At 65.9% G+C, this 21,483-nt stretch carries 23 protein-coding genes and 1 pseudogene; 12 read left to right on the plus strand and 12 right to left on the minus strand.

Features of this window, described 5'->3' with window-relative positions; translation table 11 throughout:
- Window positions 1–16 precede the first annotated feature (16 nt).
- Complete coding sequence (gene mobF, locus JOF44_RS03455; protein ID WP_209887453.1) at window positions 17–3,565, minus strand: MobF family relaxase; 3,549 nt, start codon at window positions 3,563–3,565, stop codon at window positions 17–19.
- 71 nt (window positions 3,566–3,636) lie between these two features.
- Between mobF and JOF44_RS03460 the strand changes: the two genes are divergently transcribed.
- The 8 genes from JOF44_RS03460 (at window position 3,637) to JOF44_RS03495 (ending at window position 9,470) form a co-directional block, all read left to right on the plus strand.
- Window positions 3,637–4,224: a helix-turn-helix domain-containing protein gene (locus JOF44_RS03460; protein WP_209887456.1), complete on the plus strand. Its 588-nt coding sequence runs from the start codon at window positions 3,637–3,639 to the stop codon at window positions 4,222–4,224.
- Window positions 4,221–4,928 (plus strand): ABC transporter ATP-binding protein, encoded by a 708-nt coding sequence (locus tag JOF44_RS03465; RefSeq protein ID WP_190247101.1) that lies wholly within the window; start codon window positions 4,221–4,223, stop codon window positions 4,926–4,928. The genes JOF44_RS03460 and JOF44_RS03465 overlap by 4 nt, the downstream gene beginning before the upstream one ends.
- The gene (locus JOF44_RS03470) at window positions 4,925–5,737 is read left to right on the plus strand and encodes a hypothetical protein (protein ID WP_209887459.1); all 813 of its coding nucleotides are present in this window, start codon (window positions 4,925–4,927) and stop codon (window positions 5,735–5,737) included. The genes JOF44_RS03465 and JOF44_RS03470 overlap by 4 nt, the downstream gene beginning before the upstream one ends.
- A gap of 27 nt (window positions 5,738–5,764) precedes the next feature.
- Window positions 5,765–5,998, plus strand: coding sequence for a PLD nuclease N-terminal domain-containing protein (locus JOF44_RS03475; RefSeq protein ID WP_209887462.1), 234 nt, complete (start codon window positions 5,765–5,767; stop codon window positions 5,996–5,998).
- Complete coding sequence (locus JOF44_RS03480; protein ID WP_190247099.1) at window positions 5,995–6,927, plus strand: ABC transporter ATP-binding protein; 933 nt, start codon at window positions 5,995–5,997, stop codon at window positions 6,925–6,927. The genes JOF44_RS03475 and JOF44_RS03480 overlap by 4 nt, the downstream gene beginning before the upstream one ends.
- Window positions 6,924–7,685 (plus strand): ABC transporter, encoded by a 762-nt coding sequence (locus tag JOF44_RS03485; RefSeq protein ID WP_190247098.1) that lies wholly within the window; start codon window positions 6,924–6,926, stop codon window positions 7,683–7,685. Before JOF44_RS03480 ends, JOF44_RS03485 begins: the two co-directional genes overlap by 4 nt.
- Window positions 7,686–7,951: 266 nt before the next feature.
- Entirely contained in the window at window positions 7,952–8,782 is an 831-nt protein-coding gene (locus JOF44_RS03490) for a helix-turn-helix transcriptional regulator (protein ID WP_223289947.1), read from the plus strand.
- Window positions 8,783–9,095: 313 nt separating this feature from the next.
- Window positions 9,096–9,470, plus strand: coding sequence for a VOC family protein (locus JOF44_RS03495; protein ID WP_209887465.1), 375 nt, complete (start codon window positions 9,096–9,098; stop codon window positions 9,468–9,470).
- A 9-nt stretch (window positions 9,471–9,479) separates the two neighbouring features.
- On the opposite strand, the gene JOF44_RS03500 is transcribed toward JOF44_RS03495, so the two are convergent.
- The 9 genes from JOF44_RS03500 to JOF44_RS03535 form a co-directional block, all read right to left on the minus strand.
- A protein-coding gene (locus tag JOF44_RS03500; protein WP_377785326.1) for an IS5 family transposase occupies window positions 9,480–10,401 on the minus strand; the annotation gives its coding sequence in 2 pieces (ribosomal slippage) (window positions 9,480–10,016 and window positions 10,018–10,401; 921 coding nt in all).
- Window positions 10,402–10,447: 46 nt separating this feature from the next.
- On the minus strand, window positions 10,448–10,834 hold the full coding sequence (locus tag JOF44_RS03505; RefSeq protein ID WP_190247097.1) for a nuclear transport factor 2 family protein: 387 nt from the start codon (window positions 10,832–10,834) through the stop codon (window positions 10,448–10,450).
- Between the two features lie 204 nt (window positions 10,835–11,038).
- Window positions 11,039–12,352 (minus strand): alpha/beta fold hydrolase, encoded by a 1,314-nt coding sequence (locus tag JOF44_RS03510; RefSeq protein WP_342591881.1) that lies wholly within the window; start codon window positions 12,350–12,352, stop codon window positions 11,039–11,041.
- A 61-nt stretch (window positions 12,353–12,413) separates the two neighbouring features.
- Window positions 12,414–13,079: an NAD(P)-binding protein gene (locus tag JOF44_RS20590; protein WP_245348835.1), complete on the minus strand. Its 666-nt coding sequence runs from the start codon at window positions 13,077–13,079 to the stop codon at window positions 12,414–12,416.
- 29 nt (window positions 13,080–13,108) lie between these two features.
- A complete protein-coding gene (locus JOF44_RS03515; protein ID WP_209887472.1) occupies window positions 13,109–13,564 on the minus strand; it encodes a MarR family transcriptional regulator in 456 nt (151 codons plus the stop codon).
- Entirely contained in the window at window positions 13,561–14,214 is a 654-nt protein-coding gene (locus tag JOF44_RS03520) for a hypothetical protein (protein WP_209887474.1), read from the minus strand. The genes JOF44_RS03515 and JOF44_RS03520 overlap by 4 nt, the downstream gene beginning before the upstream one ends.
- Window positions 14,215–14,297: 83 nt before the next feature.
- Complete coding sequence (locus JOF44_RS03525; RefSeq protein WP_190247094.1) at window positions 14,298–15,050, minus strand: Bax inhibitor-1/YccA family membrane protein; 753 nt, start codon at window positions 15,048–15,050, stop codon at window positions 14,298–14,300.
- On the minus strand, window positions 15,047–15,397 hold the full coding sequence (locus JOF44_RS03530; protein ID WP_190247093.1) for a Fe-S protein: 351 nt from the start codon (window positions 15,395–15,397) through the stop codon (window positions 15,047–15,049). Before JOF44_RS03530 ends, JOF44_RS03525 begins: the two co-directional genes overlap by 4 nt.
- Before the next feature lie 60 nt (window positions 15,398–15,457).
- A complete protein-coding gene (locus tag JOF44_RS03535) occupies window positions 15,458–16,093 on the minus strand; it encodes an NAD(P)-dependent oxidoreductase (protein ID WP_209887475.1) in 636 nt (211 codons plus the stop codon).
- A 96-nt stretch (window positions 16,094–16,189) separates the two neighbouring features.
- Here JOF44_RS03535 and JOF44_RS03540 point away from each other — a divergent pair, with 96 nt between their 5' ends.
- The 4 genes and pseudogenes from JOF44_RS03540 to JOF44_RS03555 all read left to right on the plus strand — a co-directional run bounded on the left by JOF44_RS03540 (window position 16,190) and on the right by JOF44_RS03555 (window position 18,724).
- Window positions 16,190–16,636, plus strand: a complete 447-nt coding sequence (locus tag JOF44_RS03540) for a MarR family winged helix-turn-helix transcriptional regulator (RefSeq protein WP_190247091.1) — start codon at window positions 16,190–16,192, stop codon at window positions 16,634–16,636.
- Between the two features lie 145 nt (window positions 16,637–16,781).
- Window positions 16,782–17,090 carry a hypothetical protein gene (locus JOF44_RS03545; RefSeq protein ID WP_342591654.1) on the plus strand — a complete coding sequence of 103 codons (309 nt, stop codon included), beginning with the start codon at window positions 16,782–16,784 and terminating at the stop codon, window positions 17,088–17,090.
- A 76-nt stretch (window positions 17,091–17,166) separates the two neighbouring features.
- Window positions 17,167–18,165 (plus strand): annotated as a pseudogene (locus JOF44_RS03550) (IS481 family transposase); the annotation flags it as partial.
- Between the two features lie 112 nt (window positions 18,166–18,277).
- Complete coding sequence (locus tag JOF44_RS03555; protein WP_245348836.1) at window positions 18,278–18,724, plus strand: helix-turn-helix domain-containing protein; 447 nt, start codon at window positions 18,278–18,280, stop codon at window positions 18,722–18,724.
- A gap of 264 nt (window positions 18,725–18,988) precedes the next feature.
- Here the strand turns inward: JOF44_RS03555 and JOF44_RS03560 are convergent, their stop codons facing one another.
- Window positions 18,989–19,735, minus strand: coding sequence for an ATP-binding protein (locus tag JOF44_RS03560; protein ID WP_342591655.1), 747 nt, complete (start codon window positions 19,733–19,735; stop codon window positions 18,989–18,991).
- Window positions 19,732–21,294 carry an IS21 family transposase gene (gene istA, locus JOF44_RS03565; RefSeq protein ID WP_209887479.1) on the minus strand — a complete coding sequence of 521 codons (1,563 nt, stop codon included), beginning with the start codon at window positions 21,292–21,294 and terminating at the stop codon, window positions 19,732–19,734. The genes JOF44_RS03560 and istA overlap by 4 nt, the downstream gene beginning before the upstream one ends.
- Window positions 21,295–21,483 lie beyond the last annotated feature (189 nt).

A 21,483-nucleotide genomic window follows, 5' to 3' on the forward strand; every position in this document is an offset into this window, starting at 1 on the left:
CTGCGCGGGAACCGGCCTACAAGCCTCGTCCAGGGGTGATCCGTTGTGCGGGTCGCCGCTCCGGGGCCGGGCTCGGCTGAGTGTTGAGTGCGCGAAGTGCTGTTTCGGCGCGGGCGCGGTCGATCTTCTGAGCGACTGAATCGGGTGAGGCGCCGACAGGAGTGGTGTCGGTGATGGTGTACCGGTCGCGGTAGGCCGCGATCACCCGTGCGCGCCGCCGCCAGAGACGTTTCCCGGGTGCGTCGTTCGGCATCGGTCCGAGCGCGCCGGTCCAGGGCGCGTTGTCTTGCAAAGCGGTGGCGAGGACGGCATCGGCTCGGGCTTCGATGAGTCGGTGGCGCTCGTCCAGGGCGTCGCGCATGTCCCGACTCATGGGGCCGTCGGCGTGTGGGATGAGGCCGGCGATGAGGCGCGGAGCCTTACGGTTGCGCCCGGAGCCAGCTGGGCGGGCAGTCGCCCGAGCGAGGCGGTGGTGGATGACAGAGGCGACGTCGTCGGCGTCCTCGAATCCTCGCGCCCGGACGAGGCGTGGCAGGAGCCGGTCGATGTCGTGGTGGTTGGCCTCGGCGCGGCGCAGTTCAGCGGCGAGGGCGCCGAAGGCTTCGGAGTCGATGACGGCCTCGGCCTGGTCGCCCGTGAGTCCACTGGTGCGGATGAGGTTGACCCACCGGTCGTGCTGGGTGGCTGCGGCGATGGTCTCGTACTCGGCGGCGAGCTGTGCGATCGACCCCCAGGTCTCCTGCTCGGCGGTGATGGTCTCGTGGGCGGAGCGTTCGGCACCGACATGCTGGAGCACTCCGAACAGCACCGATCGGGCGGTGGCGTCGGGGTTGTCCGAGGGGTGTGGGGTGGCGTGGTCGTCGGGGCGGTTCAGGACCACGTACGCCTGATTCGACTGGCGTCCGCGGGTCATGGCGACGTAGAGGTTCTCCCGCGTCGTCGTCGGCTCGACCAAGACGTGGGAGGTATCGGTGGTGATGCCCTGTGCACGGTGCGCTGTGACGGCGTAGCCGAGGTCGACGTGCTCGGCCACGTAGTCGGCCGGGAGCACGATCGCCCCGAACCGGCGGCCGGTCTTGCGGATCGTGATCGACCCGTCATCGCGCACATCTGTCACCTGCCAGGTCTCACCGTTGCGCACCCAATCCCGGCCCGTGCCCGTGCGCAGACGTCGGTCGTTGCGGCGGGTGATGATCGTGTCCCCGACCCCCGCCCGGGTGCCCTCAGCCAGAGTCACCTCGCGAGTCTGGGTGATGCGGCCTTCGAGGATAAGGTCGGCGCGGGCGCGGGCGTTGAGCGCGGTCACGTCCTCCCGTGTTTCGGCGATCAGCACCGACACCTGCCCGGCGTCTCGGTCGGCCCGCCACGCGGCGTAGGCGGCATCGATCATCCCCTCGCCGTCGCCATCGGTAATGCGGCCATGACCCGCGTAGGTGTCGATCACAAGGGTGCGGCCGTGCCGCAGGTCCAGGGAGGCGGTCTTCTCCCACTCGTGGATGAACCGATGCACGTCCACCAGCTCCGGCGCATCATCGTGGCGGTCGGCCACGAGCATCCCGAACGCCCCACCGGCATCCACGGATTGCAGTTGTCCGTAGTCGCCGACCAGCAGCACCTTCGCGCCCGCCTGCGCCGCCAGGGCAGTGATGCGGTCCAGCGAGAGGGTGCCGGCCAGTGATGCTTCGTCGATGATGACCAACTGGCCCGCCTTGAACGTGCCGCCGCGGGTGAGGTGGTTCTGCCACCACTTCGCCGTGTTCTCCGTGGCGATCCCGAGGTCATCACCCAGCACCTGCGCCGCCACCGCGGACGGTGCCAGCCCGACCACGGAACCGGCGCCGTGCTGTTTCTCCCACGCCCGCCGCAACGCGTTCATCGCCGTGGTCTTCCCCGCTCCGGCAGGGCCGACCAGCACGTCCAGCACCCGCCCCGAGACCGCGATCGTGGTGAGCGCGTCAGCCTGATCCGCCCCGAGTACCCGGCCCTGCCGGTCTGGCTTCGCGGCGATCCGCTCGACCGTCTCGACGTCGACGGTGGGGCCGGTGCGGGTGCCGGCCAGGTGGAGGAGGCGGTCTTCGGCTTCCAGCAGCATGGTCGAAGAGAACACCGTCGAATGCCGCGGACGAAACACGCTCGTGCCATCCTGACGGCGGAACGCGACCGGGCTCGAGGCCAGCTCCGGCGGCGTCAACCGCAGCGAGGCCTGCTCGGCGGCATCCGCGATCATCGCGACGATCGCTTCCCGGTCCTGCACACTGGCGAACCGCCAGCCCATCGACTGCCGGCTCGCTTCCGCGTGGAGGTTCCAGCGCCGCCAGGTCGACCGCTTCTCACCGACGACCTCGACGACGGTCTGCCCGAGTTCGGCGATCACCTCCAACGGCACGTCGTCGGCGCGCAGGGGCCGGGCCGCTTGGGTCTGGGTGATGCGGCTGGCCCATCCGGTGGCGTCTTCACCGAGCACGTGGGTGGCGCGGTCGCGCCAGCCGGCGGTGAGGTCGGCCAGCGAGTGCACGTCCTTGTCCGGCCGGGTCGCGAGCGTCGCTTGGGCTCTCAGCCGCACGATCGTCCTTGCGGAGGGGCGGCGGCCGTGTTCGGCAACGTAGGCGGCGATGAGCCGGTCGGCTTCGGCGTCGATGTCGTGGGAGCGAGTGGAGAACTCCTCGATCAGCTCCTCACCGACCCCGACGATCTCCCACGCCGGGTTCCGGTCCCGGCCCCGATCCCGCGCCTCCCAGCCCAGGCCGAGCATCCCGGTGAGCCGGTCGGCCAGGACCGCGTTGTAATGCTCCGACAACGCGACCACCGCGGCGTGCATCGGTCGACCGTCCAGCGATCGCCACCGCCCATCCAACGCTGTCTGCACCTTGTTCGAGACCACGACGTGCGTGTGGAGCTGCGGGTCGGAGGACCGGGAGTCGTAGTGATCGAACGCCGTGGCGACCAGTCCGGTGACATCGACCTGGGCGACCGCGCCATCGGCGGCGGTGTACCCGGTGCGAGTCGCGGCGACCTCCCGCTCCATGAACTCCAGCACCTCCGCCACGGCATCATGATGCGCTTGGGCGATCAGCGCCTGGGTGCCGGCGTCCGCGACGCCCCACAGCACCGAGACTGACTTCGGCACCGAGAACGTGTAATCGAAGCCCGCGACCGCACGCCGGTTGCCACGCTCGGTCTCCTCGGCCTCGATCTGGGCGACCTGCTCGGCACGCTCACCCATCCCCAACGCCGGATCAAGACCCTTCACGCGCTTGCTGATGCGGTCGGCGACCGAGACGTACCGCGGGAACGCCCGGCCCAGTGGCTTGCCGGTGATGGGGTCGCGGCCCATCCCGATCAGCAACTGCAACTGCGCCTCGGACACCTGATCCCCAGCACCGATCTGCCCGTCACCGAGACCGGGCAGGGCCAATCCCATCCAGTTGCCCGGAGGTGTGCCCTCCTCCGTGTAGTACCTCGTCAGCGGCGTCGAGAGGGAACGGTCGCCGTCGGCGGCGGCGATCGTGCGCAGCAGGTACTTGTACCCGTCGCCCGCGCTCATCACGCGCATCGAGACCGTCATACCGACGAGGTGAACAGTGCAGCCACGAAGGCACTTCGCGTTATCAATATCAATACTGATAGCATTGGGGCATGGCTACTTCTTCAGCGCTGCTGCATCCGGTCCGGCTTCGTATCGTCCAGGCGTTGCTGGGTGAGGGGGAGCTGACGACGCATCAGCTTCATGAGCGGTTGTCCGATGTTCCGATCGCCACGCTGTACCGGCACGTCGGCCACCTGGTCAAGCACGAGTTGATCGAGGTGGCCGATGAGCAGCAGATTCGGGGTGCGAGCGAGAAGACCTACCGGCTGGCTCCGGGGTTCGCGAACCCTTCGGCGGAGGAGCTGAACTCTCTGAGCAACGAGGAGCTCCTGACGGCGTTCACGGTGTTCACCTCGGGTCTGATCCGCGACTTCGACGACTACCTGCAAGCGGGAGACCCTGACCTGTACGCCGATCGGGTGAGTTTCGCTCAGGCCTCGTTCTGGGCGAGCGATGAGGAGGTCGATGAGTTCGGCCGCGCCCTCATGGCGGCACTCGAAGGCCTGCTGGCCAACGATGCGACCCCGGATCGTCGTCGCCGGACTCTCAGCACGGTGCTGATGCCGCGAGCAGAAGCCGGGCCAGGAGACGCCGCTCAGCGAGAAGCGACACAGAAGGGATCGGAGGCAGACGAATGAGCGCGACCGATACTGCCAACGTCTCCGGGATCGTGGCGGGTTACGGCGACACCGAGGTGCTCGGTCCGGTCGACCTGTCGCTGCGGCCGGGCGTGACCGCACTGCTGGGCCGCAACGGCTCGGGCAAGACGACGCTGATGCGCACGCTGTGCGGCATCATCCCCGCTCTGAGCGGCACCTGCACGGTACTCGGCTCTACCGTGGCCGACGGCGCTGCCGTCCGGTCCAGCGTGGGCTATCTCGGGCACGAGTCCGCGCTCGCGAGCGCGCTCACTGTGGAAGAGAACCTGCGGTTCTGGGAGAACATCACGAGCACCTACCCGGATGCCACCGTCGTCCCCGCCGAGGAACTGGTTGAGCGTTTCGACCTCGCCGATCTGCTCGACAAGAAGGTGTCCTCGCTCAGCCGGGGTCAACGGCAACGGGTCGATCTGGCACGGCTCGCGATGACCGATCCCGAGTTCATCGTGCTCGACGAGCCGCTCACCGGCCTTGATCCGGTCTACGCCGCGCAGACCCGTGCCCTGCTCAGCGAATGGGGCGAGACCCGCACGGTGCTCTACTCCACGCACAGCGTGCCCGAAGCGCTCGAACTGGCGCGGCACTTCCTGATCGTCCAGGGCCGCGACCTCATCGAGTTGGACTGCGACCACGAAGCGGTGACCGAGACGACGATCCTCGACGTGCTGGAGGCCCACGCATGACCACAACCACCGCCCCTGCCCGACGCCGCGTGTCCGCGTTCGCGAGACGCGCCTGGATACAGCAGGGCACCACCGCCGTGTGGCTCGCCGCCCTTGTCGGCGGAGCGCTCGGGGTGCTCGTCTTCCTCGGCTCCGGCGGCGTGAACACGCTGGCGAACATGCCCGAATTGATTCCCAGCGACCCCGACGGGCTGGTCGCCGTTCGCGACACGGCCGGGGAATTCCTGCCGATGACCTCGTATCTGCTGACGATGACTCCGGCGATCCTGGGGATGCTCGTGGCCATCGTCGCTACGCTGACGCTTCCCGGCGTAGTCGCCGACGACATCACCGGCGGCGGGATCGAAGCGTTACTGGCCGGGCCGATCCCGCGTCGGCACCTGTTCTCGGCCTATCTCGGTGCCGCGCTCGTGCTGACCGCTGTGGCCTGGATCGTCGCGATGCTCGCCTTCTTCCTCGCTGCGGTGATCACCTCCCTCGTCATCGGGGCGTCGGTGTCGCTGTCACCGACCTACGGCTTCGCACTGGTCGTCGTGCCGTTGTCGATGGGCTTGTGGTCGGCCACCGCGACACTCTTCGGCGCGCTGCTGTACCCCAGCAGCCTCGACACCAAGGCCGGGCTCAACGGCGGTCCCATCCGCCTCGTGGCGATGCTGCCCGCGCTCATCGCGGTGCCCTCGGTGCTGCTCCTGCCCGAGTGGGTGCTGCCCGCACTCGCACTGGTGCTGGCGGTAACCCTGCTCGCGAGCCTCATCCTCATCCGGCTGACCGCACGGGGCTTCCGCAGCACCCGCGTGCTCGGCAACTGAACTCCTTTGAACGAAACGGAACCATTTGTGAATCTCGTGAATTTCGATGCGGCGATGCTCATCCCGCTCATCCCCGTGCTCGTCCTCGCCGTCCTGCTGATCGGGTGGTCGCTGATCGACATTGGCCGGCGACCCGTTCAGCACCTCCCCAAGTGGGCGTGGGCGCTGATCGTGCTGCTCGCGATCCCGCTCGGCGCGGTCGTCTACCTCATCATCGGCCGCACCCGAGGTCAGAAGCTCCGAGATGAGGACCTGCGATGACCACGGCCCTGACCGTCAAGGATCTCACCCGCGTCTACCCCGGAGGCGGGGGCGTCCGGGGCATCGGCTTCACCGCCGACGAACACGCCGTGACCGCGGTCATCGGCCCTAACGGGGCGGGAAAGACCGTGCTCTTCAGCATCATCGCGGGCCTCGCCCAGGCCGAGTCGGGCACCGTCGACTTCGCCTCGCCGAAAGCGCGAGTGGCGTATTGCCCCGACGTACCCCAGTTCGAGTCCTGGCTCACCGCCCTTGAAGTCGTGGAGACCTCCCTCGCCGTCTCACGCGAGAGCACGGGCCGGGTGCGGATCGCCCGCGGCACCGGCGGCGACGGCTTCGCACGCGGAGCACTCGAGGCGTGCGGTCTCGGCTCGGTGATGGATCGTCGTGTCGCGGACTTCTCTCGCGGCATGCTGCAACGCCTCGGGATCGCCGCGGCACTGGTCACCGATCCGGAGATCCTGATCCTCGACGAGCCGAACAGCGCGCTCGACCCCATCGGCCGCGCCGACGTGCGCGACATCATCACCGAGCAGAAACGTCACCGCTGCATCCTGCTCTCCAGCCATATGCTCAGCGAGGTCGAACAGCTCGCCGACCACATCGTCGTCATCGATCAGGGCCGCGTCGTCACCCGGGGCACCACGGCATCGATCCTCACCGACGGCCTCGAACCCGTCTGGACGATCCGTCTCGGCGCACCCGCGCAGATCAGCGCCGCAGACCTCGCCGTCGCTGTTCCCGAGGCCCGCTTCGAGTTCGAGACGGACACGCTGTGCACCGCCCGCTTCCGCAGCTTCGAGGCCGCCGGGAGCCAGCTCATGACCGCCCTGCACATCTTCCGTTCGCCCGTCATCGAGGTCACCCTGCGCGACCGCGACCTCGACGCCTCCTTCGCCCGCATCGTCCAGAATCAGGAACACCGATGAGCCTCATCCTTGCCTCGGCGCGCGTCGAGACGCGCCGCCTCACCCGCTCCGGCCTGTTCATCGGGCTGCTTGCCGTGTTCGCGTTCTTCGGGCTCTCCGGCCCCGCCCTCGCCCTCTACATGCCCGAGATCCTGGGAGCCGCCGCGGGCACCGAGCAACTCACCATCGAAGCCGCCGACGCGAGGCCGGAAGACGGGATCGCGCTGTTCAACCAGAGCGCCATGCAACTCGGACTCATCCTCGCCGTCGCCGTCGCGATCACCTCGCTGAACTGGGATGCCCGGCCAGGCTCCTCGATCTTCTACCGCACCCGCGTGAGACACCTCGCCCGGCTCACAGTGCCCCGCCTCGCCATCGGCTGGATCGCCGTTATCGCCAGCTACACCGTGGCGCTCCTGCTCGCCGCCGGGCTCACAGTCATGTTCCTCGGGCCGATCGAGACCGAACTGATCGTCACCGTCGGTATCACCTCGACGATCTACCTCGTCATGGCGATGAGCATCGGCTACCTCATCATGGTGCTCACCCGGCGCACCGCCGCCGCGATCGCCGCCGCCACGGTGTTGATGCTGTTGCTGCCGCTGCTGAGCAGCATCGATGCGCTCACTCCCTGGGCACCGACGACGCTCCTGGCAACACCCGGGCTCGGGCTTGCGGACCTTGCGGCACCGCTGCTCTCGGCGGTTGCCGTCTCCGCCGCATGCGTGGTCACCGCAAGTTTCGTCGCCAACCGGCAGAGCCTCAGACGCGATGCGTAAGTAGCGGTCATGGCCGAGGCGATACTCGTCCCCAGCAAGGAAGTTCCTCTGGCACGTTCACCGCCGCGGCAGCCGCGTTCGCGAACCTCACTCGAGCTCCAGCAGGAGACGCCTGGGAATCTTTGCGACTCACCATCCCGCTCGACGGCATTCAAAGATGATGGTGACGAGCGGTGACGGATAAGCACCCGTTGTCGAACTATCAAGTGCTGCTCGCGAGGACCCGGACCGTGCACCGGCCAATTGGGCCGTTGGCGTATGACTGCGTGAAGGTCATCGTCGTCAGAGACGGCAGCGCGATCCTCTTTAGTGAATTCGGGCAGAAGCCCGTGCGTGCCGGTGACGTCATCTTGCTTGGCCCGAACGTTCTGTGCGGGTCCGAACCCGAGGGGCACATCACGGTCACCACGATCTACGCGGATACCGACTATGTGATCGACCAGGCGTTCTGGCAGTACGCGGGCCTTCTGCATGATCGGCTCGATGCGCCGGTGTTCGTCAAGGAGACCTTCACCGAGCCGGCACAGGTCATTCGCCTGGGTGAGCATCACGCCGGCTTGCTTATGCCCTGGCTTGATGAGCTGGTCGCGCTCAGTCTCGATGATGAGGATGCCAGGTTCCACAGGATGCAGGCGCTCTGGTTCGCGGTCGTGGACCGCATCGCTCCGCACGTCCGCGTCACCGATCACCGGGTCTCACCCGCGCAGCGAGCGCGGAGCATGCCAGTGCATCCGCGGGTACGCCGATTCGCGCCCGCCCGACCCGAAGCGGTCAAAGTGCGTGAAGCGCTCAGTGGGGCGATCGCCGAGTCATGGACACTGAAAAACTTGGCGGGGATGGTGCATCTGTCGACGAAACAACTGTCGCGAATGTTCGTCGATGCTTACGGAAAAACGCCGCTGGCGTATCTGACGATGCGGCGGGTCGAGGAAATGGCCCGCTTGCTCCGGGAGACCAATCTCACCATCGAGCAGGCGGGCCGCAAAGTCGGGTGGCATTCCCGCAACCGCGCCTCTGAGGCATTCCGGCAAGCAACCGGCATGACCCCGAGTAGGTATCGAGGGCTGCAGATGGCGAGGAACCGGAACTCAGCATGAAACGCCGAGCTCAGGCGTGCACCGCCGGAACCAGTAGCTCGCGATCGGGGCAGCGAGCTAAGGCCCCGAGCAGTGTGCTGAGTTCGGCGTAGTAGCAGGGCGTCCAACCGGGGAAGATCCGATTCCTACTGTCTAGGGCGTGTCTCCCATAGGGCGTAATCAGATCGGTGCTGCGCCACGTTGTTGGCGTCAGACGTGCACAACGCTGTCGTCGCGATCGTGAACGAGTTCTGGGACGCATCGCGAATAGTTTCGTGACGTCGGTACGGTTGATGCCTTGCTAAGCGGCGGGCAGGAGCCGTACTGTCATGCCATGATCACTCACATAGCGTCTGCGATCCTGTATGTGACCGACCAGGATGAGAGTCTCGCCTTCTACCGAGACGTTCTGGGATTTGAAGTCATCACCGATGCCGACATGGGCGGCGGAGCTCGCTGGCTGGAAGTGCGCCCGGCCGGTGCACAGACCGCCATCGTCCTATTGGCTGCTGCAGCTTTTGGCCGGTCTCCAGGGGAAGGTGCGAATCTGACTTTCGCCAGCAGCGACATCGCCACGACCATCGAAGTTCTGCACTCTCGCGGAGCAGAGGTTTCAGAACCGGTCGAAGAGCCGTGGGGTACTTATGCGACCGTCGTCGGTCCGGACGACCATAGGGTGCAGTTCAACGAACGACGCAAGCACATATAGGGCTCTACTCTACCCCGTGGCGCGTAGCCAGGTCATGATGGCGCAGAGGGTGACGGCGGCGCGGTAGGTTATCGCGAGTTTGTCGTAGCGGGTGGCAAGGCCTCGCCATTGCTTGGCCAGGGCGAAGGATCGTTCGATGACGTTGCGGCCCTTGTACAAGCCGGCGTCGAACGCCGGAGGCCGGCCACCGGCGCTGCCGCGGCGGGCGCGGGCGGCGATCGTGTCCCGCTTTTCCGGGATCACGGCGGTGATCCTGCGACGCCGTAGTTCGCGGCGCAGCGCGCCATTCGAATAGGCCCGATCGGCGAGCACCGCATCCGGCCGAGAGCGCGGCCGACCCCGCCCCCGGCGAGGCACGTGTATTTCGGCCAAGACCTCGTGGAGCATCGCGCCGTCGTTGCGCTGACCGCCGGTGACCACCGACGCCAGCGGCCGGCCATGCCCGTCGACGGCACTGTGGATCTTCGTGGTCAACCCGCCGCGCGACCGCCCGATGCCGTGGCCTGCGGGTTCACACTCGCTGGCCGGCAGGTTCCTGTGATTCGACCGTGCCCCCTGTGTCCTGGTCGAGACGGCTGGTGTTCGTCGCGTGCTGGTGGGCACGGCAGATGGTCGCGTCGACCGACACATCCCAGTCGATCATCCCGGCAGCGTCTGCGTCGGCGAGGATGCGCTGCAGGATCCGGTCCCAGGTGCCGTCCGCGGCATAGCGAGCATGGCGCTTCCAGACCGTCTGCCACGGACCGAACTCGTCCCGCGGCAGGTCCCGCCACGGGATGCCCGTCCGGTAGCGGTAGACGATCGCTTCGACGATTCTGCGATTGTCGCGAAACGGATGCCCCTGCCGACCGGCGTTGGACGGCAGCAGCGGCTCGATCCGTTCCCACTGCTCGTCGGTGAACTGGCGGAACCTCGACGTCGTTCGTGCCATACGGTCACGATCTCGCAGCCTGCCGCTCACCTATGGGAGACACGCCCTAGTCATTGATGGGTGCGGCGAGAGGCTCGGGATTTCCATTCTCTGCGACGGCGGCAAGTGCTCGTTCAAGCACTTGAAGGTCTTCCACGGTTTCCACGGAGATGACCTTGCCCCATGCAAGTGTCATGAACTGGAACACCGTGTTCTCGTAGCGTACGTTCCCAGGCAGATCACCCGAGATCGATGCCCGCACAGCGATGCGAGTCCTCCACGGCCCACCGCTGACCAGGATGTCGTGGATATCGAAGCGAGCTCCCGGAAGAAGATCGAGGATGCGCTTCCACCAGCGGATCATCGACTCGCGTGTTGTGCGGCGGCCGCCCAGCGCGTGATCGCCGTGAAAGCGGTATTCGAACGACGGGGCGAGTCCGTCGACCATCGCCATGTAGTCACCCGCGTTGATTCGTTCAAAAACGGCTCGCACCTTGCCCTGACGATTCGCTTATACAATATCGGACCCTTTCTTTTCGCTATTGTCGGGAGCACACCCTAATCGGTGACGGGCACGACCTTGCCCGGGCATCCTTCTCCCGAGCCGCGCGGCACCTCTGCCGCAGTACGGCGTCCTTGCTTCTCGGTGTTGGCAAGCTCACGGAGCCGAAGTGTTCTTGAAGAATGCCTTGAGTGTCGAGGCGATCCGTTGCGGGTTGCCGCCATTTGCAGCCGAGAGGTGGCCGACCCCCTGCAATTGGATGCGGCGAGCGTTGGGCAGTTCACGTTCGAGCACGTTGAGGGCGGCGATCAGTGATTCGGCCGCACGGTCACCGCTCATAAGCAACGTTCTTGCATTTATAGTGGGGACCGCCGGGAGCATGGCACGGGCTTCACGAACGATTCGAGCGTCTTGGCGGAACGTGGGCAACAGCGTCTCAAGCCTTTCTCCGTCGGCTCCCCGACCCCAGCGCAGCGCGGTGGCCGCGACAAGTCTCAAGAGGACGCGAGGTGCGAGCTTGACGGCCCAATGGTCGCCGACAACCTCAATCATCCGCGTGAGCGCGGCGACTTTCTGATCTGCTTCCAGCATCTGCGCCACGTCGTCTGTCCAGTCGAACGCCTCGTGATAGCCGGATGTTGCGAGTGGTGGCTCGTAGAGAGCTACAGAATCGATGTGGTTCGGTTCGATCTGGGCCGCTTTCAGGGCGATGAGCGCACCGCTTGAGAGGCCAAACAGATGGTGCGCATTCATGGTCTTGGCGACATTGAGTACATCTTCAGCCTCGGCGTCCATGCCGCCCAGGGACGAAAGATTGGAGCTTGCGCCGCGCCCACGCCGGTCGATTGTGATCGTTGTGAATGTTGTCGCCAAGAATGCGGCGAGCCGGTCGAGGTCGGCGGCAGTCTGCATACCGCCGGGCACGAGGACGACTCCCGGACCGTGACCCCGCACGCGAACCGATACCGGCGTAGCTCCGCTCTCGATGACGATATCCGTGCCCTTCTGACCGCTCCGCTTTATCCGCGATTTGCGAGCAGCCTGTGTCTGGTCAAGCGGTGCCTTCCACTGTTGCAGCTTGGTCATGGCGCCGGCGATCAGTGGGGACGGTGCGGCACGGAGCCCGGTATCGCGCAGACGGACGGCGAGCGGGCTTGCCGCCTGTGCGACGCGTCCAGTGAGGCGTGACTGGCGCCATAGTCCATGGGTGCGCGAATGTCGAAGACGATCGAACTGTTGGAGGATTCGATCGAGGTCATCTGCGTTGGCACCGCGCAGGAGCAGGGTCAGGGTGGCGGCGTCCTCGATGGCCTGACCTGCGCCTTGGCCGAGGTCGGGAGTCATCGCGTGGGCGGCGTCTCCGAGTAGTACGCCTCGACGGTGGACGAAGGTCGCGGGGAAGGCGGCGAGGTCGTAGATGTCGTGCCGGAGGATTTGCTGCGGTGGTGTCCCGTCGATCAGTTCCTTGATCGGGGTGTGCCAGGAGTCGAAGAGGCGGTGGAGGGTGTCTGAAACGTCGGCGTCGACAACGTCATGACCAACTACAACTAGGCGGCGTCGTGCGGGTGGCGAACCAGTAGACCCGGTCGTCGGGGAGCGGCACGATCCCGAAGCGTGCGCCTCGCCCCCAGGTTTCTCCGGCCTCGTCCGAGAGGTGCCCGGTGGAGGTCGTGACGCCGCGCCAGGCGGTGTATCCGGCGTAGCGGAGTCCTCGATCCAGCCCCCATCGCGCGCGGGCAACGCTGTGGATGCCATCGGCGGCGATCACCAGGTCGAAGCGCTCCTCGTGGCCGTCGATGCTCAGCACCGGCAATCCGTCGGCGGACGTTCGTGCCGTCTGGGCGAGGTGGAGCGTTTCCGGCTCCAGGCGCTGCACGAGCACCCGATGCAGGTCATTGCGGTGCAGGCTTCGCACGCTCGGGGATTCAGCAGGCTGCAGGGAGACCAGCCATCGGCCGGACGGTTGACGTTGGCCTGAGCGCAACCGCCCCAAGGCGGTACTGCTCACCTCCCGCACCAGCTCACCGAGCCCGATCACCTCCAAAGCCGCGATTGCGTTGCCAAAAAGGGTGAGTCCAGCGCCGGCCGCTCCTGCATCGGGGCGTCGCTCGTAGATGGAAACGTCATGCCCATCCGCTTGCAGGCCCGCTGCGGCGACCAGGCCTCCGATTCCGGCCCCGACGATCCCGATGCGCATTCGGTTCCCCTCCGCGTCTCGAAGCCGCCTCAGCGAGCCGCGCTCTCAGCGTCTGCCGGAGTCTCAAGGGCCTGGGCGATATCGGTGATCGAACTCAGGAACGCCTGTGCCTGTTCGGGTGGCCAGCGGTCGAATACCGCATGGAGTTGGTCGATGCTCTCGGCGTAGAGCGCGTTGAAGCGTTCCACGCTGGTGGCATGGATACGGATCGAACGGCGATCGTTCGCGTCTGGGCGACGCTCGATCCACCCCTCCTTTTCGAGCCGCGTGAGTACCCCGGTCATGGTCGCCAGATGCGTGTTCGTTCTCCGTGCGAGTGTTGTCGGGGACTGCGGCCCCTCACGGTTGAGCACTTCGAGCACCGTGAGGTCGCTGTCTTTGAGGTGAGCGGCTTCCGCAACTACGCGATCACGTGCCGCCAGGTCCGTGCGGAGTCGCCTGAGCGCGAGCAGGAGCGGTTCGTGGGCGTGCGGTGAAGCGTTCACGCTCCCAACCTCCTTGCAATGAGCGGGAACGGTTCGATCCCGACGTTGTGCAGTTGCTTGCGCACGACACTGTAGAAGCTCGGGCGAAGCAACTGTCCGGCCAAGAACGGCACGGTCTTCCCAGGGAGCACGGCGTAGTTCATGATCAAAAACGGAGCATCTGGGGTGAACTCGAGCAACGTCGAATTGTCGACTTTGAGCGCTCGCGCATACCACTCGGAGACAGACTTCCATGCCTCGACCGCGTTCTCGGAACTCGTCTCCCCAGCAAAATGGTTCAGCAGGATTTCTCCGTCCTGCCCCTCGGTATCGCCAAAGCGACCACCGTTGCGCGCCGTCATCGCCAGTTCAGGCGATGGGAACCCGAGGGCCGTCGTGCGCTCGACCAGGGAGTCGCGCATCGGTTCCGCAGCGTGGACGAGCAGCGCGAGGTCGTACTGCGGCCCGCCTTTGACCGGCACGATCACGGTGACGCCGAGAGCGTGTGCGGTCGTCGCCCCCTCGTCGCGGAGCTTCTTCGCCAGGTTCACCAGCCGGTGATCGTAGTCGGCTCGTCGGCTGCTGGCCTTCACGAACGGGCCTCTCGTGCTCAAGTCGATGTTCCATGCCAGGTGGGTGAACCACCCGTCGAGCGGGGCATCGAAGTTCATCCTGCGCCTCCCTAGGTATTACGTGTTTCATACTATATGACGCTCGTAGTAAAACTGCAAGGGCTGCAATCCCTCGATACGCGCTACTTGCCGGATGCTTCCTCAGCAGCGTTATGCGCGAGCACGAGGCTGCGAGGAGTCTCGACGATGTGCCAGAGGATGAGGGCCATGACGTTGAGCCCGGCCTGCCATGCATGGTGGGCCGGTGCTCGTTCGTTCGCTGCCGCCTCGGTGTGTTCGACCGTTCGGGCGAGGGTGTAGGCGAGCGAGGGCACGATGAGCGCGGCGAGGATGAGGCCGAGCGGTGCACCCAGCACCGAGGTCGCACCTTGCCCCCATGCGGTCTGTTCGGGGATGAAGTCCATCTCCATGAGTGTGAGGTTGTGCAGCATGAATACCGCGTATCCGCCCGCCACAAACAGCAGCGTGCGCGCGCCTCGTCGGAGACGCCGAATCTGCACGGTCGCGGCAAGCGGCAAGAATGCGACGACAACGGAGAGTGCCGCGAATGCGACCTGCAGCACGACTCCCGGCATGCGTCCCTCAAAGTAGGTGGCGATCCCCCCGAGAAACAATCCCTCGGCAGCTACTGCCACGATAATCAGGCTCGGGGTCAAACGTTTCTGATCGCGCAACAGCGTGAACGCGACAACGCCAGCAAAAAGGCCGATCAACCAAGGCAGTACCGTGACGGCCTGGGGGTCTCCGGCGGTCACGGCAGGTGCGAGGGTCAAGAGGATGCCCGCGATCGCCGCGATGTGCAGAATCACGAACAGCAACAGCGTTCTCCAAAGCATCCGACGCACAGACATTGGGGACGCTTGTTCGGCCGTCATACCAGGACTGCAATGCCGGTATTGAGCAGCGTCAGCAGCCCAATAGACCAGAACAGGATCGACGAGTTCGGCTTCTTCCGGCGATGGCGGGCACCGCCGATCCCGAGCAGCGCGCCGATCATGACGAGCACGACGAGCTTGACGCCGATCTTCATGTAGTTCAGATCGCCGTCGAGCCCCCAGGGGGCGGCGAGTGCCATGCCGGTGACCAGGGCCGCAACCAGTCCCCACTGCATGAGTCCGGTAACCCGCTGCCGCTTGCTGAGCAGTTCAGCGAACCACGCCCCGAAGAGCATGGCAAAGCTGATCAGGTGCAGGACGATGACGATGCCGCGTAGGGCTTCCATTCTTCCGTAGCTCCTTCCAGAGCGGCTAAGCAGCGACGTGACGTAACAAGCGAAGGCTGATCAGTTGGCGACGTAAACATGCTTGCGGCCAAGGCCATCTCGTTCGGCAATATCCAGCAGAGCCGTCGCCATGTCCGGCGCCGTGATCATCCAGCCACGCGGAAGCGGCTTCTCCTCATCGAGCCGATAGCGGCCCTTCGCGGCCGCTGGCCGTATACGAGGTGCGCGAATCGCAGTCCACTGAGCGGCGCTCTCCCAAAGCACGACATCCATGCGGCGCATGTCGTCATAGGTCGCGCCGATGAACTTCTGCAACAGCGGCAGCACCACCCACAGTCTGAAGAGCCCTTGATGTGCCCAGTGCTCGGCCACCTCGGACGAGATGACCACGATCCGCTCGACGCCGTACTTATCCATCCCGGCGAGCAGGTTCCGGGCACCCTCGGAGTAGAGGGTCGTGGGCTGCTTGGAAGCGCCGATTCCAACGGTGCTCACCACGGCGTCGACCCCCTCAAGAAGCGGTTCGACCGACGCCGCGTCGAGGATGTCGCCTTGCGCCCTAGTAAGGCGCGGATGTTCGATAGCGAGCTTCGCCAGGTTTCTCGCGATCGCGACGACCTCGTGCCCGCGCCCGAGCGCCTGTTCCACCACATGACCACCGACCATGCCGGTCGCCCCCGGTACCAGAATCCTCACCTTGTCTCCGCCCTCTCGCCCATGCAGTACACTTACGGGATGATCCCGAACCGGGGTATTCCCGAACGTGGAACAGTGTAGCAAAGGAGTGTCAACATGAGCGACGAGCTGGTGGGACAGGTGCGGGCAGCGCTGCAGCGCCAGTTGGTGCACGCGATCCTGGACAACGAGCGGGTGGCCAGGGAGCACGGGCTGCGGGTCACTGACCTCCAGACCCTGCACCTCATGGTGCTGCGCGAAGACGTGCGGACGCCGCGACTGATCAGCGACACCACGGGGATGCCGACCAGCACGGTCACGAAGCTGATCGATCGGCTTGAGCAGGCCGGGTACGTGCGTCGTGCTCCTGACCCCGCAGATCGCCGTAAGACGCGAATTGAGCTCGTGCCCGACGCGATCGCTCCGCTCCAGACGCTATATGGGAACGCTGACGCTGAGTTCGATGCGCTTAGCCGACAGTTCAGTTCGAGTGAACTCAAGGTCGTCATTCGCTATTTAGAAGCGGTAAGTGGGTTCTACGGACCGGACGACCCAATGGGTTGAGTCGGGCGAGAGCCATGCGGAAGAAGTGCCGGCGCCTTTGCCGCGAGCGAGTGTGGTCAACCTTCCTTCGTTGAGCAGATATCAGGTTCTGCTTGCTCGCACTGACACGATCCATCGTCCTATCGGACCGTTGGCGTATGACTGCGTGAAGGTCATCGTGGTCAGGGACGGTACGGCTGTCCTCTTCAGCGAGTTCGGGCAGAAGCCCGTGCGTGCCGGCGATGTGATCCTGCTCGGGCCGAACGTCTTGTGCGGGTCCGAGCCCGAGGGGCACATCACGGTCACCACGATCTACGCGGACACCGATTACGTGATCGACCAGGCCTTCTGGCAGTACGCCGGCATTCTGCACGACCGGCTCGACACGCCAGTGTTCGTCAAGGAGACCTTCACCGAACCAGCGCAGATCATTCGCCTAGGTGTTGCGGGTCATGACGTTGTGGACACCGCGTAGGGGATGAAGGAACGGGCCCCTGGACTGCACGATGGGTGGTGTCTAGACAGCCATCTCGCAGCAGGAGGCCCGTTCCATGCACCACCGTAATGCCCCATTGACCGTCGTCGGAAGACAGCGAGCAGTCGCCCAGGTCGTCGACTCCGGCCGCCCGATCGCGCACGTCGCAGCCGAGTTCCGCATCGCCCGCACCACGCTCTCGAAATGGGTCGGCCGCTTCCGCGAGCACGGTGAGGCTGGGCTCGAGGACCACTCCAGCGCGCCAGCGAACCGCCCCACCCGCCTCCCGATCTGGGCGCTCGAGTTGATCGAGTCCTGGCGGCGGAAGAAGAAATGGTCCGCGCGCCGGATCACTCGCGAGCTCGCCGACGGGCATGGCTTCGCATGCTGCGTGCGGACCGTGACGCGGTGGCTGGACCGCCTGGGATTGAACCGGATCCGCGACATCACCCCGGACGGTGAAAACCTCCGCTCACCAGGGAAGATCATCGCCCGCTATCCCGGCCACATGGTCCACATGGACGTCAAGAAGGTCGGCAAGCTCCGAGACGGCGGCGGGTGGTGGGCCCATGGCCGAGGCTCCGTCCAGGACAAGAAGAAGCATGGCCAGAGAGTCGGCTACGCCTACCTCCACTCGATCATCGACGGGTTCTCCCGCCTCGCCTACACCGAAGCGCTCGAGGACGAAAAAGCCTCTACGACCATCGGTTTCTTCCACCGCGCCCGAGTGTTCTTCGCTGCCCACGGCATCACGAGGATCTCCCGCCTGGTCACCGACAACGGCGCGAACTACACCTCGAAGGCATTCCGCCGCTCGACCCGCGCGTTCATCGGCCGTCACCAGCGCACGAAGATCTACACGCCCCGCCACAACGGGAAGATCGAGCGCTACCAGCGGATCCTGGCCGACGAGTGTCTCTACGCCCGCCCCTACGCCTCCGAGAACGAACGGCGAGAGGCCATCGCGGTCTGGGTCCATCACTATGACTACCATCGCCCCCACACCGCCTGCGGCGACCAACCCCCGGCCTCACGCCTCCACACCGGCGTCGACAACGTCATGACCAACTACACCAGGCGAGCATCACGCCGGTTTGCTCATGCCGTGGCTGGACGAGCTGGTCGCTCTGAGCCTCGATGACGCGCACGCTCGGTTCCATCGGATGCAGGCGTTGTGGTTCGCGGTGATGGACCGCATCGCCCCGCACATCCATGTCACCTCTCACCGGGTCTCGCCGTCGCAGCGGGCACGAGGCGCCCCCGTGCATCCGCGGACACGTCGCTTCGCGCCGACACGGGCTGAAGCGGCCGAAGTGCGTGAAGCGCTCAGCGGCGCGATCGCCAGGCCGTGGACCTTGGGCGACTTCGCCGAGATGGTGCATCTGTCCACGAAGCAGCTCTCGCGCGTGTTCGTCGATGCCTACGGGAAGACGCCGCTGGCGTATCTGACGATGCTGCGAGTTGAGGAGATGGCCCGCCTGCTCCGGGAGACCGACCTGACGATCGAGCAGGCCGGCCGCCAAGTCGGGTGGCACTCTCGCAACCGCGCCTCCGACGCATTCCGGCAAGCAACCGGTATGACTCCGAGCAGGTATCGGAGGTTGCGGATCACGAAGGAACAGCGCTCGTCCTGAACTCAGGAGCCCCCGCGGGCGGTAGCGCAACCGGCCGTCATGGTGCGTTGCCTCAGAGGGGTTGCATCTGGCACGGCCGAGCCTGACGGTGTGCTCCCTCGCGGCGGTTACGGATCAGTTCGCTGCAACCCTCCTCGGGTGCAGCCCGTCGATGAATATTTGAAGCTGTGGAGGCCACCGGATATTGCCTCTGGGGGCCAGGGGTAGTGCCGGTGGGGGCCAGCGGTCGCGGCTGTCGGGGCCGCCGGCCTCCACCGGGGTTGGTTACTTGAGCGTGGCGACGTGCTCGCGCATGTTGTGGCTGCCGGTATCGACCCAGATGGTGTTGTGGACGATCCGGTCCATGATCGCGTCGGCGTGGACTCCGGAGCCGAGGCGTTGGTGCCAGTCCTTCTTCGCGTACTGGGTGCAGAACACGGTCGAGGCGTTGTCGTAGCGGTGTTCGAGGAGCTCCAGCAGCATGTAGCGCATGTCCGCGTCAGGGTGGTCCAGGAGCCACTCGTCGATCACCAGCAGGCTGAACGCTGCGTATTTCCGCAGGAACTTGTTCTTCCCCTGGGGCTTGTCGCGGGCCAGGGCCCAGGCCTCGGCGAGGTCGGGCATCCGGATGTAGTGGGCACGGATTCGGTGCTGGCAAGCCTGTTTGGCCAATGCGCATCCCAGATACGACTTCCCCGAGCCGGTGAAGCCCTGGAAGACGACGTTCTGCTGGCGGGCGATGAATGAGCACGTCGCGAGCTGGGTGATCACGTTGCGGTCCAGGCCGCGCTGCTCGATCAGGTCGAGCCGGCGGAGGTCAGCACCGGGGTAACGCAGTCTGGCCCGGCGGATCAGTCCTTCGACCTTCGCGTGGGTGAACATCGAGTGGGCCTCGTCGACGGCGAGCTGGAGACGGTCTTCGAACCCCATCCCCAGCACGAGGTTCTCATCCTGGGTCTCGAACGCTTCCAGCAGCGGTGCCGCGCCCATCTCGCGCAGCTTGCGCTTGGTCTCGATATCGATGACGCTCACTTCACACCTCCGGCGTAGTAGTCGCCGCCACGGACGTAACCGCCCTGCTCAGCGTTCTCTTCTCGTGGTGGCCGCAACGCGGCCATCCGGTCCTGGCCGGTCGCCAAAATGGGGTGCAGGTGCGCATAACGCGGCGACCTCACCCTCCCGGCCAGCGCCAGCTGGCAGGCCGCTTCTACCCGTTCACTGGAGTAGCGGCGCGATAGGCGCAGCACCGCCAGCGCGGCGTCCAGGCCCTGCTCATCGATGGGCACGGACTCGAAGATCCGGTCGATCACGGTCACGGCTGCGGGGCCGATCCGCTCGGCCCACGCCCTCACTCGTGCAGCGTCCCAGGGCTGGTAACGCTCCCCACCGGGAAGGTCAGCCTCGTTGGTGCGGTACTCATTGGCCGCAGTCTCCGGCAGCAGCAGGTGGCTGGTCAGCCGCTCGGTGCCGCGATAGACCTCCAACGCCCGGTCGGTGATCCGCAGATCCACCCGCTCCCCGATATGAGCGAACGGCACCGAGTAGTAGTTCCGTTCCCAGACCACGTGCGCGTTGCGTCCGACCCGGCGGGCATAGACCCACCGCGAGATCTCATAGCCCACCGCCGGCAGCACGGTCAGCAACGGCTTCTCCTCCGCGGTGAAGACGCTGGCCCGAGACCCGGGCCGCTTCTGGAACGGCTCGGCGTTGTACTCGTCCATCCGCTCGGCGACCGCTGCTGTCAACTCCGGCAGCGAGGTGAATCGTCGATCCCGCAGTCCCGCGATGATCCAGGTCGCCACGTGCGCGACCGTGTTCTCCACGCTGGCCTTGTCCTTGGGCTTCTTGATCCGGCCGGGAAGGACTGCCGCGGAGTAGTGCGCGGCCATCTCCCGGTAGGCGTCGTTGAGGACGACCTCGCCCTCGCGGGGATGCTTGATCACCCCGGTCTTGAGGTTGTCCGGCACGACCCGGGGCGTCGACCCGCCGAAGGCCTCGAACATCGCCACATGCGCGCGCTGCCAGGTGTCCTGACGCATATCCAGCGCCGGCCAGGCGAACGCGTAGCGGCTAAACGGCAGGCACCCCACGAACAGGTAGACCCTGGTCTCCTTCCCGGTGACCGGGTCGCTCAGCGTCATCGTGGGGCCGGACCAGTCGACCTCCACGCTCGCGGCAGCCTTGTGCCCGACCCGGGAGGCGGCCCCGGTGACCAGGACATGACGCTGGTAGGTCTTGCAGAACCGGTCATAGCCCATCGCCGGATCTCCCGCAGCAGCGCAGGCATCGACGTACTCACCGTGCAGCAGCTTCAGCGTCACCCCCACCCGGGCCATCTCGCGGTGGGCGCGTTCCCAGTCCGGCTGGGCGAACACGCTCTCATGCTCACCCCGGCCCGGGAACAACCAGGCATACACCTCCCCGTCAGGGAAGTCGGCGACATCGTCCCAGCTGATCTCGGCCGCGTCTGCAGCTTCCAGTACTGCCGTGATGCTCTTGCGCGACATGCCCTGCGACGCCGCGATCGCCCGCCCGGACAAGCCCTCCGCCCGCAGCTGCAGCACGAGCTTCGCTCTAATCTTCCGTACCATTTCCGATTGCTCCTTCCGCCACGTGCCCTATACACGCGGCGGAAGGAGCCTATGGACGTGGCCCCCAAGCACACCGTCGGTGGCCCCCGAGCGCGCTACACCCCGACTCGCGCACCGGCCCCGAGACGCGCTACCGACGGACCCCAGTGACGCGAATATTCAGTCGAGGCGCGGGTGCAGTGTCGAGGG

The sequence above is a fragment of the Brachybacterium fresconis genome (assembly GCF_017876515.1).
Classification (GTDB): Bacteria; Actinomycetota; Actinomycetes; order Actinomycetales; family Dermabacteraceae; genus Brachybacterium; species Brachybacterium fresconis.